Origin of the sequence: Streptomyces justiciae (assembly GCF_015163075.1) — a bacterium.
Taxonomy (GTDB): domain Bacteria; phylum Actinomycetota; class Actinomycetes; order Streptomycetales; family Streptomycetaceae; genus Streptomyces; species Streptomyces justiciae.
Window position 1 is genome coordinate 52,562 of the sequence record NZ_JADDXU010000001.1, and the last position, 12,012, is coordinate 64,573.

Below are 12,012 nucleotides of genomic sequence, written 5' to 3' on the forward strand. Positions count from 1 at the left end.
GGCTGGTCTGTTGATTTGTCGACACCTGGCGGGTGATTTCGGTCTCCGCGGTGAAGGTCGGCTCTTCGGACGCGTATTTTTGTCGCCAAGTCGCGTCGGTAGGAGCAGCCTTGGCACGGAAGATCGGCAGCCGGTACACCGCCCACCAGATCCTGGGGCGGGGCAGCGCCGGCACGGTGTGGCTGGGTGAGGGACCCGAGGGGCCCGTCGCCATCAAGCTGCTGCGCGAGGACCTCGCGTCCGACGAGGAGCTCGTCGGACGGTTCGTCCAGGAGCGCACGGCGCTGCTCGGCCTGGAGCACCCCAACGTCGTCTCCGTCCGCGACCTGGTCGTCGACGGCAACGACCTCGCGCTGGTCATGGACCTCGTCCGCGGCACCGATCTGCGCACCCGCCTCGACCGCGACCGGCGGCTCGCCCCCGAGGCCGCGGTGGCGATCGTCGCCGACGTCGCCGACGGGCTCGCGGCCGCGCACGCGGCGGGCGTCGTGCACCGGGACGTCAAACCGGAGAACGTCCTCCTCGACATGCAGGGCCCGCTGGGCCCCGGCGGCTCGCACCGCGCGCTGCTCACCGACTTCGGCGTCGCCAAGCTGATCGACACCCCGCGACGGACCCGGGCCACGAAGATCATCGGCACGCCGGACTATCTCGCGCCGGAGATCGTCGAGGGGCTGCCCCCGCGCGCGGCGGTGGACATCTACGCGCTGGCGACCGTGCTGTACGAGCTGCTGGCGGGCTTCACGCCGTTCGGCGGCGGGCACCCGGGCGCGGTGCTGCGCCGCCATGTGACGGAGACGGTCGCGCCGCTGCCGGGCATCCCCGACGAGCTGTGGCAGCTGATCGTGCAGTGCCTCGCCAAGGCGCCAGCCTCCCGGCTGCGCGCCTCCGAGCTGGGGGCGCGGCTGCGGGAGCTGCTGCCGATGCTGGCTGGGATGCCGCCGCTGGACGTGGACGAGCCGGACGCGGAGGAGGACGAGGCCGAGGAGGCCGCGCTGCCGGCGGAACCGGCGCCGCACTCGGTGTCGCCGGTGCGGCGGGGGGCGGTGCCGCTGGTGCCGGGGGCGAAGCCGGCCGACTCCAACCGGGACACGCACACGTCGATGAGGGTGCCGGCGCCGGACGAGCTGGCGGGGGGTGCGCGGGGGACGGCGCGGGTGCCTCGGGCCGCGGGGGCGCCGCGGCCGGGGTCGGCGCGGAACCGGGCGGCCACGCGGCGGCGGCGGGTGGTGGTGAGTGTGGCGGCGGTGGTGCTGGTGGCTGCGGCGGGGGTCGGTACGTGGGCGGCCGTGTCGGGGGATGACGCGGGGGCCACTCCGCAGGACACGAAGAACTCGGCGCCGGTTTCGCCGTGACGGGTGGGTGGGGGTGCGCGTCTGGGGTTCTCGCCCCCGCCGCCCCTACCCGTCCCATCCCTGGGGGCTGCGCCCCCAGACCCCCGCTGTCGGCCCTGAACGGGCCTCGTCCTCAAACGCCGGACGGGCTGAGAGATGCGGGCCGGCACTTCAAGGGCGCCGCCTCCTCCGGGTGGGTGGGGGGTCGGGACGGCAAGAGCTCGGCCTCGAACGCCGGACGGGCTGGACAGGGCACAGGTCTGCCACCCGGGCGAGGTCGGTTGCCACAGCCGTTAGGCTGGAGGCGTGGCAGTCGTCGATGTATCCGAAGAGCTCAAGTCCCTCTCCTCGACCATGGAGTCGATCGAGGCCGTTCTGGACCTCGACAAGCTGAGGGCAGACATCGCCGTGCTCGAGGAGCAGGCGGCCGCGCCGTCCCTGTGGGACAACCCGGACGAGGCGCAGAAGATCACCAGCAAGCTCTCCCACCTCCAGGCGGAGGTGCGGAAGGCCGAAGCCCTGCGCGGTCGGATCGACGATCTCGCCGTGCTCTTCGAGATGGCCGAGGAGGAGGACGACCCGGACACCCGCGCCGAGGCGGAGTCCGAGCTGGTCTCCGTGAAGAAGGCGCTGGACGAGATGGAAGTCCGCACGCTCCTCAGCGGTGAGTACGACGCCCGTGAGGCGCTCGTCAACATCCGCGCCGAGGCCGGTGGCGTCGACGCCGCCGACTTCGCCGAGCAGCTCCAGCGCATGTACCTGCGCTGGGCCGAGCGGCACGGCTACAAGACCGAGGTCTACGAGACGTCGTACGCCGAAGAGGCCGGCATCAAGTCGACCACCTTCGCCGTGCAGGTGCCGTACGCCTACGGACAGCTCTCCGTCGAGCAGGGCACCCACCGCCTCGTGCGGATCTCGCCCTTCGACAACCAGGGGCGCCGGCAGACGTCGTTCGCGGGTGTGGAGGTGCTGCCCGTCGTCGAGCAGACCGACCACATCGACATCGACGAGTCCGATCTGCGGATCGACGTGTACCGGTCCTCCGGTCCTGGTGGCCAGGGCGTCAACACCACCGACTCGGCGGTGCGCATCACGCACCTGCCGACCGGCATCGTCGTCTCCTGCCAGAACGAGCGCTCGCAGATCCAGAACAAGGCCACGGCCATGAACGTCCTCCAGGCGAAGCTGCTGGAGCGGCAGCGCCAGGAGGAGCGGGCCAAGATGGACGCCCTCAAGGACGGCGGCAGCTCCTGGGGCAACCAGATGCGGTCGTACGTCCTCCACCCGTACCAGATGGTCAAGGACCTGCGGACGGAATTCGAGGTCGGCAATCCGCAGGCGGTGCTCGACGGCGAGATCGACGGTTTCCTCGAAGCCGGAATTCGCTGGCGCAAGCAGCAGGAGAAGTAAATTTGTCGACTTGACCATCCCCGATGGTCAGCGCTTCAACCGCCCCCGATTCGGGGGCGGTTGTGTTTTGTCCGGGTTCTACAGCTCGCTCACAGCGGTTAATTCCGTCATAGGCGCGTGTAGTTGGACATCCCGCGCACAACTCCCTTGACGTTGCTTTGAAAAATGGGAAGGGTAAAGCGCGGCATGCGTATCTCTGGGGCGCATGTGAACCGGGGGAGAGTTGAGTACCGCCACCCCCGTTGATCACGGCCCCGGGCGCCGCCTCACTGACGATGAGCTACTGGGGGTAGCAACCTTATGACCAAGAAGACGCGGATCCGGATCGCGCGCATAGCCGCCGGTGCCGTGATCGCGGCCGGTGCCTCGCTGACCGCCGCCGGTGCCGCTTCCGCGCTGGAGATCGACGTCGACGTCGCCGGTATCGGCGTCAACGTCAACACCAACGCCGCCGACGACGAGCCCACGGACCCGGCCACCGAGCTGCCGACCGACCCGCCCACCGACCTCCCGACGGACCCGCCCACGGAGCCGACGGAGGAGCCGACCGAGCCCACCGAGGAGCCGACGGAGCCCACCGAGGAGCCCACCGAGCCCACCGAGGACCCGACGGACGAGCCCACCGCGGACCCGACGGACGACGGCAACAACGGCGGCGGCAACGGGAACGGAAACGGCAACGGGAACGGCACCGGCGGCGGCAACAACGCCGACCCCGACGGCGGCTCCGACACCTCCGCGCAGGAGGAGGGCACCTCCGCCCTCACCGACACCGGCTCCGACACCACCGCCCAGGGCGGTGGCGACGAGCTCGCCGAGACCGGTGCCGGCCAGACCACCTTCCTGCTGGTGGGCGCCGCCACGATGATCGCCGGCGGTATCGGCTTCCGCGTCCTGCCGCGCCTCATGGGCGGCCGCGGCGGCGCTGTCGCCTGACGGTAGCCGTACGCACGCGCAGCGTGTGCCCGGAGTACGACGAGAGGCCCGGAGCGAGTTCTTCGCTCCGGGCCTCTCGGGCGTTCCGTACCTGGCGCTACGCGGTCTGGTGCGCCAGCAGTGCCACCGCCGCGATCAGTACCGCGAGCAGGGCGATCAGCGTCATGGGGTTGAGCTGCGCGAACGGGTTCTCCTGCGAGAGCCGCTCGCGGTTGGCGCGGCACACGGGGCAGCGGCCCTCATTGACGGGCGCCGCGCAGTTCGCGCACACCAGCCGGTCGTACGTCATGCGCTCGCCCTCCTCATACCGGTTCTCTCCACAGAACGCTCCCGGGGCGGAGAACGTTCCCCCTCCACTGTGCCAGGTTCCCCCGGAATCGGCTCGGGCGTCGTCGGATGGGCGGGCACAAAAGGCACAACAGGCGCGCAACCGCAACCTGTGCCTGCGCTCACACACCCGGTTCGCGTATGGTCACGCTCATCTACCCCCGGCTACCCGTGGTGCATCCGTGATCCGATTCGACAACGTCTCCAAGGTCTACCCCAAGCAGACCCGCCCCGCACTCAGGGATGTCTCCCTGGAAGTGGAGAAGGGTGAGTTCGTCTTCCTCGTCGGGTCCTCCGGCTCCGGAAAGTCCACCTTCCTGCGGCTGATCCTCCGCGAGGAGCGGTGCAGCCACGGCCAGGTGCACGTCCTGGGCAAGGACCTCGCGCGCCTCTCCAACTGGAAGGTGCCGCAGATGCGCCGCCAGCTGGGGACGGTGTTCCAGGACTTCCGGCTGCTGCCGAACAAGACGGTCGCCGAGAACGTGGCCTTCGCGCAGGAGGTCATCGGCAAGTCGAAGGGCGAGATCCGCAAGTCCGTGCCGCAGGTGCTCGACCTCGTCGGGCTCGGCGGCAAGGAGGAGCGCATGCCGGGCGAGCTGTCCGGTGGTGAGCAGCAGCGCGTGGCCATCGCGCGGGCCTTCGTGAACCGGCCCAAGCTGCTGATCGCCGACGAGCCGACCGGCAACCTCGACCCGCAGACCTCCGTCGGCATCATGAAGCTGCTCGACCGGATCAACCGGACCGGCACGACCGTGGTGATGGCGACGCACGACCAGAACATCGTGGACCAGATGCGCAAGCGCGTCATCGAGCTGGAGCAGGGCCGCCTCGTCCGTGACCAGGCGCGCGGCGTCTACGGCTACCAGCACTGACCGCGACCGTCCACGGAAAGGCCTGATCTTCCCGCCATGCGCGCCCAGTTCGTACTCTCCGAGATCGGTGTCGGTCTCCGCCGCAACCTGACGATGACGTTCGCCGTCATCGTCTCCGTCGCCCTGTCGCTGGCCCTGTTCGGCGCCTCGCTCCTGATGAGCGACCAGGTCAGCACCATGAAGGGCTACTGGTACGACAAGGTCAACGTCTCGGTCTTCCTCTGCAACAAGAGCGACGCCGAGTCCGACCCCAACTGCGCCAAGGGCGCGGTGACCGACGACCAGAAGAAGCAGATCCTCGCCGACCTGGACAAGATGTCGGTCGTCGAGAAGGTCACGTACGAGTCCCAGGACCAGGCGTACAAGCACTACAAGGAGCAGTTCGGCGACTCCCCGCTGGCCGCCTCCCTCACGCCGGACCAGATGCAGGAGTCGTACCGGATCAAGCTGAAGGACCCGGAGAAGTACCAGGTCGTCGCGACCGCCTTCGACGGCCGGGACGGCGTGCAGTCGGTGCAGGACCAGAAGGGCATCCTCGACAACCTCTTCGGTCTCCTCAACGGCATGAACTGGGCGGCGCGCGCCGTCATGGCCCTGATGCTGGTTGTCGCGCTGATGCTGATCGTCAACACCGTGCGCGTCTCGGCGTTCAGCCGACGGCGCGAGACCGGCATCATGCGCCTGGTCGGTGCCTCGGGCTTCTACATCCAGGCCCCGTTCATCATGGAGGCCGCGGTGGCCGGCCTGATCGGCGGCGGCGTCGCCTGCGCGTTCCTGGTGGTCTCCCGCTACTTCATCATCGACCACGGCCTGGCCCTCTCCGAGAAGCTCAACCTGATCAACTTCATCGGATGGGACGCCGTACTGACGAAGCTCCCCCTCATCCTCGCGACCAGCCTGCTGATGCCGGCACTGGCGGCGTTCTTCGCGCTGCGCAAGTACCTGAAGGTGTGACACATGCCAAGAGGGCCGTGCGGTCAACCGACCGTGCGGCCCTTCGCGTTGTCCTAGACTCACCCGCATGTCAGGCCGTGAGCTGTTCTGTCAGCCCCGCCGTATCGGGCGCGGGGCGGCTCTGACGTTGGTGTTCGCGAGTGTGCTGGTCGCGGGGGCGGCGACGGGGTCGTTGCCGGGGCCCGACCGGAAATCCTCGCCCGACGCGGCCCGTTCGGCCGCGCCCGCCGGACATCACCAGGACGTGGCGAAGGCCGCCGAGGAGGCCATGGCCGACGGCAAGTCGCCCATGGAGGCCGCCGAGCGGGTCGTCAGCCGCAGCGGCGACCGGTGGGGAGCCGTGTACTCCCGCGGGGAGTACGAGGAGTTCGAGGAGGCCCTCGACGGTGAGTACACCGGCGTCGGGCTGTGGGCGCGGCGGGAGCGGGACGGCCGGATCGAGGTGACCAAGGTGCAGGCCGGGTCACCCGCCGCCGGGGCCGGGATTCGCGCCGGGGACCTGTTGCGCAGTGTCGACGGGGCCGATGTCGACGGACGGCCCGTCACCGAGGTCGTCTCCTTACTGCGCGGTGACGCCCAGGACGCGGCCGCCGGCACCGCGGTGACTCTGGGCCTCGAGCGCGGCACGCGCGCGTGGACCGAGACCCTGCGGCGCGCGCGGCTGTCCACCGACTCGGTCACCGTTCGACGGCTCACCGACCGGATCACCGTCATCAAGATCGACTCCTTCACCAAGGGCTCCGGCGACGTCGTGCGGGCCGCTGTGCGGCAGGCGCCCACCGGTGCCGGGATCGTCCTCGACCTGCGCGGCAACTCCGGCGGGCTTGTCACCGAGGCCGTCACCGCCGCCTCCGCCTTCCTCGACGGCGGTCTCGTCGCCACCTACGACGTCGACGGCGAGCAGCAGGTCCTGCACGCCGACGCCGGCGGCGACACCACCAGACCCCTGGTCGCGCTCGTCGACGGCGGCACGATGAGCGCGGCCGAACTGCTCACGGGCGCGTTGCAGGACCGGGGCCGGGCCGTGGTCGTGGGCTCCCGGACCTTCGGCAAGGGCTCGGTGCAGATGCCGAGCCGGCTGCCCGACGGATCGGTCGCCGAGCTGACCGTCGGCCACTACCGCACCCCCTCCGGCCGGGGCGTCGACGGCCACGGCATCACCCCGGACCTGGAAGCCGACGAGCAGGTCGTCGAGCGGGCGGAGACGGTCCTCAGCGGCCTCGGCCCCGAGTAGCGGCCGACCGGCGTCCCGGGCCGTAAACGACTTCCCCCGCACCCCCTCCGTAGTGCGAAAATGGACGGCACTATGAGCAAGGGAATGTACGTACCGAAGGAGTCCCAGCCCAAGCAGGGCGGGGCGGCCGCCAAGGGCCGGGACGGCGAGAAGGGCGGCAAGAAGAAGATCGTCGCCCAGAACAAGAAGGCCCGGCACGACTACGCGATCATCGACACCTACGAGGCCGGCATCGTGCTGACCGGCACCGAGGTGAAGTCGCTGCGCCAGGGGCGGACGTCGCTGACCGACGGCTTCGTCCAGATCGACGGGGGCGAGGCGTGGCTGCACAACGCCCACATCCCGGAGTACGCCCAGGGCACCTGGACCAACCACTCCGCGCGCCGCAAGCGCAAGCTGCTGCTGCACCGCGAGGAGATCGACAAGCTGGAGTCCAAGTCCCAGGAGACGGGTCACACGATCGTGCCCCTCGCCGTGTACTTCAAGGACGGCCGGGCGAAGGCCGAGATCGCGCTCGCGCGAGGCAAGAAGGAGTACGACAAGCGCCAGACCCTGCGGGAGAAGCAGGACCGGCGGGAGTCGGACCGGGCGATCGCGGCGGCCAAGCGGAAGCAGCGGGGCCAGTAGGCGGCCAGTAGGGCGAGGCCGCCGGGAATACGGTGGCATCGGCGTGCGTTGGTCACGTACGATGGCATCAACACCGGCCACGGTCGGTGTGCGCATTGAAAACACAACATGGGGATGATCGGTTTCGACAGCGGCTGTCGAAGCAGGGGAAGCGTGTCGAGGAAGCGGCCATGATCTCGTAAACCACAGGCCGAAAAAAATAATCGCCACTATCAAGAGCGATTCTCCCAAGGCGACGCAGTTCGCCCTCGCTGCCTGATTTCAGGTAACTAGGCAACTGCCCCTTACTTAAGGGAGTGTCAGCCCGGGGCTGTTCCCGACCCGGTTCCTGGCATCAGCTAGGGGACTAAACCTTGATCCCGGTCACGGGGTGAAGAGGGAAATCAAACAGTGACTGGGCCCGTTCCGGACTTGTCTGGGTGATCCGGAGGGCCGAGAAACTCGTACCAGACTGCACACGGAGAAGTCCTGATTCCGCACCGTTGGACGCGGGTTCGATTCCCGCCATCTCCACTCGCCCAGACCGATGGGCACCCCATGTGGACTCAGCCCCGCTGCTCCTGAGCAGCGGGGCTTTGTCATGCGGTCATGGTCATGGTGGGGTGGGCGGATGCCTGCCGTCATACGTGTCCTTCCCGCACTCGCCGGTGCCGTCCTGTTCCTTGCCGCCTGTGGCACCGAGAAGGCCTCGCCGGGAGGCGAGCGGACCGAGGGGGCTCGGAAGGCCCCGGTCAGCGCCGAGTCGTTGTGTCCGGACGACTTCGCGCAGTTCGGCGCCGCGCCGGCGTCCCCCGCACCGGGCGCGACCCCCTCCGGCACTCCGAGGTCCCTTCCGGTGCCCTCCGCCGGCGGGCCCGGCGAGGACGGCCTGAAGATCACCGGCCTGTATGCCTGGGGCGCGGGGAGCGAGTGTGCGAGCGCCGACTACTCCGCCGCCTTCGAACTCACCAACCAGGGGACCGAGAAGGCGACTTACACGGTCACCTTCGGGTTCCTGTCCGCGTCCGGCGGCTCGGTGGACAACGTCGAGCGGACCGTCGAGGCGGTCGCGCCGGGGGCCACCGTCAAGGACGTCGTGGCCATGTCGGCGATGGCGGCCGCGCATCCGCCCGAAGTGACGGGCGTGGAGGTCATCAAGGTGCGCAGCGTGCCCACCGCCGAGGCCTCGTCCGCCTCGGGCCCCTGCCCGGCGTCCGGGGTACACGTCTACGCCGATCAGGGCGACGCCGCCATGGGTCTGCGCGTGGTCGGCCTGCACCTCGTCAACTGCGGCAGCGACACCTACCAACTCAACGGCTACCCCGGGCTGGAACTCCTCGACGAGGACCACGAGAAGGTCGACGGCGTGCGGATACTGCACGGCACCGACGCGATCAGCCCCGCCGCGGGCGGTGACGGCAGCCCGCGACCGGTCGTGCTGAAGCCGGGTGAGGCCGCGCGGACGACGCTCGCGTGGCGGAACACGACCCAGGCCGGCGACCCGGTCAACGCACCGTACGTCCGCGTTCTCCCGAAGTCCGGCGCCGCCCCCGTGACGGTCGTGCCGGAACTCGACCTCGGGACGACCGGGAAGCTCGGCGTGGGGCCGTGGGAGAGGGACGACACCTACCGGGGGACCGAGACGGGGACCGCGCGGCCGACCGCACCGTAAGCCGTCCGGCGCGCCGCGAACCACCATGGCGCACAGGCCCGTTGTGGTGTGCGGCCCCATATCGAGGGGTCGTTCACGCTTCTACGGTCCCTGCCCATGACACACACCAGAGCCGCAAGCCTGCTCGCCGTCCTCACGGCGCTCCTCGCCGTCCTTCTCACGCCTGTGCCGGCGTCCGCCGCGTCCCTCCAGGAGGTCACCGGGTTCGGGACCAACCCGGGGGCGCTGCGGATGTTCCGGTACGTGCCCGACGGGCTGCCCGCCGGGCGGCCGGTGGTCGTCGCGCTGCACGGGTGCACGCAGAACGCCTCCGGGTACGGCACCGGGAGCGGGTGGACGCAGCTCGCCGACCGGTGGGGGTTCTCCGTCGTGCTGCCGCAGCAGCAGAGCGCGAACAACTCATCGCTGTGCTTCAACTGGTTCCAGAGCGGTGACATCACGCGCGGCCAGGGCGAGGCCGCGTCCGTCGCGCAGATGGTGGACCGGCAGGTCGCGGATGTCTCCGGGGGACGGGTGTACGTCACGGGGCTGTCCGCCGGGGGCGGGATGGCCGCCGTGATGATGGCCGCGTACCCGGAGAAGTTCACGGCGGGCGGGATCGTCGCCGGGCTGCCGTACGGGTGTGCGCAGGCCGCCGGGTCGCCGTACGTGTGCATGTACGTCGGGGCCACGCAGACCGCCGCTCAGTGGGGTGACCGGGTGCGGGCCGCGCGGCCCGGGTACACCGGGCCCTGGCCGACGCTGGTCGCCTTCCAGGGGACGGCCGACTACACGGTGAAGCCCGTCAACATGACCGACCTGGTCAAGCAGTGGACCGATGTGCAGGGAGCCGATCAGACCGCGGACGTCAGTGACACCGTCGCCGGGTATCCGCACCGGACGTACCAGGCCGCGGGCGGTGCCGCCGTCGTCGAGACGTACAGCATCACCGGGATGGGGCACGGGCAGCCCGTCGATCCGGGAAGCGGGAGCGAGCAGTGCGGGACCGCCGGGGCGTACATCCTCGACGTGAACCTCTGTGCCGCGTATCGGATGGGTGCCGCGTGGGGGCTGGGCGGCTGAGAGGCGTTCTGGTGACGGGCGCCGGCATCCGGAATGCTCGACCGGTATGAACTCCCATAGAGGCAAGTGGACTTGGGCCGTGGCCGGGGTGCTCGTCGCCGCCGTTCTCGGCCCCGGTGCGCAGGCCGGGGCGGACTCCGACCGCTCCGGCCTGTCCGAGGCCATCGACACCGTCCTGGGCGATCCCCGGATGGAGGGCGGTGTCGCGAGTGTCGTCGTCGCCGACGCCGCGAGCGGTGAGCTGCTGTACCAGCGCCAGCCCACCACCCGGCTGATGCCCGCCTCCAACACCAAGCTGACCACCTCGGCCGCCGCGATGGAGATCCTCGGCCCCGGCCACCGGTTCACCACCGATGTGCTGGCCGACGGACGGCGGTACGGGTCGGTGCTCCGCGGGGACCTGTATCTGCGCGGCACCGGGGACCCGACCCTGCTCGCCGCCGACTACGACCAGCTCGCGGCCCAGGTCGCCGCCGCCGGGGTGACCCGCGTCGAGGGGCGGCTGATCGCCGACGACACCCGCTTCGACGACCAGCGTCTCGGCCGCTCCTGGGCCGCCGACGACGAGTCCTCGTACTACTCCGCGCAGATCAGCGCCCTGAGCGTGGCGCCGGACACCGACTACGACACCGGGACCGTCATCGTCACGGTCGCGCCGGGTGCGGCGGCCGGGGACGAGCCCGTCGTCACCGTCACGCCCGACACCGGCTACGTCGACATCGACGTGCGGGCCACGACCGTCGCCGCCGGGGGCGCGAACGACCTCACCGTCGAGCGGGTGCACGGCACCAATGACATCGTCGTGAGCGGCACGACACCCGTGGGCGGCTCCGGGGCCAAGGAGTGGGTCACGGTGTGGGAGCCCACCGGGTACGCCGCCGCGGTCTTCCGGGACGCGCTGAAGGCGCACGGCGTGAAGGTCACGGGCCCGACCCGGCTGGGGCGCCGAACTCCGGCCGGCGGGAAGGAGTTGGGCACCCACTCCTCCATGCCGCTGAAGGACCTGCTCATCCCGTTCATGAAGCTGTCCAACAACATGCACGCCGAGATCCTCACCAAGACCATGGGCTACGAGGTGTCGAAGCAGGGCAGTTGGAGCGCGGGGCTCGCCGCGATCGCCGGATACCTCAAGGGCGTCGGTGTCGACGCGGCCAAGGTGCGGCAGGTGGACGGGTCCGGGCTGTCGCGGATGGACAACTTCCCGGCGGGACAGTTCGTCAAGCTGCTGCTCGCCGTGCGCGCCGAGCCCTGGTACCCGGACTGGAAGCGTTCGTTGCCGGTGGCCTGCGATCCGGACCGGTTCGTCGGCGGCACCCTGCGGTCGCGGATGTGCGGTACGGCCGCCGCGCTCAACGCCCGTGCCAAGACCGGGTCGCTGACGGGCGCCTCGGCACTCTCGGGGTACGTCACCGGAGCCGATGGCCGCGAACTGGTCTTCAGCATCGTCCTCAACAACTACCTGGCGTCCTCCGTGAAGCCGTTGGAGGACGCCATCGTGGTGACGCTCGCGAAGTCGACGGAGGAGGCCGCCGCCCCGGTCGAGCCGAAGGCAGCGCGGGGCGACGGCCTCGAGTGCGCGTGGCGCAAGCCCGCGCTCTGCTGAGG

At 70.2% G+C, this 12,012-nt stretch carries 11 protein-coding genes, 1 other RNA gene and 1 pseudogene; 12 read left to right on the forward strand and 1 reads right to left on the reverse strand.

The window, feature by feature from the left end:
* Positions 1 to 110 precede the first annotated feature (110 nt).
* The 4 genes and pseudogenes from IQ210_RS00195 to IQ210_RS00205 all read left to right on the forward strand — a co-directional run bounded on the left by IQ210_RS00195 (position 111) and on the right by IQ210_RS00205 (position 3,680).
* Positions 111 to 1,355 (forward strand): serine/threonine-protein kinase, encoded by a 1,245-nt coding sequence (locus IQ210_RS00195; protein WP_194075410.1) that lies wholly within the window; start codon positions 111 to 113, stop codon positions 1,353 to 1,355.
* 12 nt (positions 1,356 to 1,367) lie between these two features.
* Positions 1,368 to 1,519, forward strand: a pseudogene (locus IQ210_RS48415) (cobyrinate a,c-diamide synthase); the annotation flags it as partial.
* A gap of 121 nt (positions 1,520 to 1,640) precedes the next feature.
* The gene (gene prfB / locus IQ210_RS00200; RefSeq protein WP_194075412.1) at positions 1,641 to 2,744 is read left to right on the forward strand and encodes a peptide chain release factor 2; all 1,104 of its coding nucleotides are present in this window, start codon (positions 1,641 to 1,643) and stop codon (positions 2,742 to 2,744) included.
* Positions 2,745 to 3,044: 300 nt separating this feature from the next.
* Complete coding sequence (locus IQ210_RS00205; protein WP_194075414.1) at positions 3,045 to 3,680, forward strand: hypothetical protein; 636 nt, start codon at positions 3,045 to 3,047, stop codon at positions 3,678 to 3,680.
* A gap of 97 nt (positions 3,681 to 3,777) precedes the next feature.
* Here IQ210_RS00205 and IQ210_RS00210 read toward each other — a convergent pair whose 3' ends face one another.
* On the reverse strand, positions 3,778 to 3,969 hold the full coding sequence (locus IQ210_RS00210) for a hypothetical protein (RefSeq protein WP_059192144.1): 192 nt from the start codon (positions 3,967 to 3,969) through the stop codon (positions 3,778 to 3,780).
* Between the two features lie 220 nt (positions 3,970 to 4,189).
* Here IQ210_RS00210 and ftsE point away from each other — a divergent pair, with 220 nt between their 5' ends.
* From ftsE to dacB, 8 genes are all read left to right on the forward strand, one after another.
* A complete protein-coding gene (ftsE, locus tag IQ210_RS00215) occupies positions 4,190 to 4,879 on the forward strand; it encodes a cell division ATP-binding protein FtsE (RefSeq protein ID WP_194075416.1) in 690 nt (229 codons plus the stop codon).
* A gap of 36 nt (positions 4,880 to 4,915) precedes the next feature.
* A complete protein-coding gene (gene ftsX / locus IQ210_RS00220) occupies positions 4,916 to 5,833 on the forward strand; it encodes a permease-like cell division protein FtsX (protein WP_059192142.1) in 918 nt (305 codons plus the stop codon).
* Between the two features lie 67 nt (positions 5,834 to 5,900).
* The gene (locus tag IQ210_RS00225; RefSeq protein ID WP_194075418.1) at positions 5,901 to 7,067 is read left to right on the forward strand and encodes a S41 family peptidase; all 1,167 of its coding nucleotides are present in this window, start codon (positions 5,901 to 5,903) and stop codon (positions 7,065 to 7,067) included.
* 84 nt (positions 7,068 to 7,151) lie between these two features.
* On the forward strand, positions 7,152 to 7,694 hold the full coding sequence (gene smpB, locus IQ210_RS00230) for an SsrA-binding protein SmpB (RefSeq protein WP_097264823.1): 543 nt from the start codon (positions 7,152 to 7,154) through the stop codon (positions 7,692 to 7,694).
* 110 nt (positions 7,695 to 7,804) lie between these two features.
* Positions 7,805 to 8,210: a transfer-messenger RNA gene (gene ssrA, locus IQ210_RS00235) on the forward strand.
* Between the two features lie 94 nt (positions 8,211 to 8,304).
* Positions 8,305 to 9,345, forward strand: a complete 1,041-nt coding sequence (locus IQ210_RS00240; RefSeq protein WP_194075421.1) for a DUF4232 domain-containing protein — start codon at positions 8,305 to 8,307, stop codon at positions 9,343 to 9,345.
* 96 nt (positions 9,346 to 9,441) lie between these two features.
* Positions 9,442 to 10,407 (forward strand): extracellular catalytic domain type 1 short-chain-length polyhydroxyalkanoate depolymerase, encoded by a 966-nt coding sequence (locus IQ210_RS00245; RefSeq protein WP_194075423.1) that lies wholly within the window; start codon positions 9,442 to 9,444, stop codon positions 10,405 to 10,407.
* Between the two features lie 46 nt (positions 10,408 to 10,453).
* Positions 10,454 to 12,010: a D-alanyl-D-alanine carboxypeptidase/D-alanyl-D-alanine endopeptidase gene (gene dacB / locus IQ210_RS00250; RefSeq protein ID WP_194075425.1), complete on the forward strand. Its 1,557-nt coding sequence runs from the start codon at positions 10,454 to 10,456 to the stop codon at positions 12,008 to 12,010.
* The last annotated feature ends 2 nt before the right edge of the window (positions 12,011 to 12,012 follow it).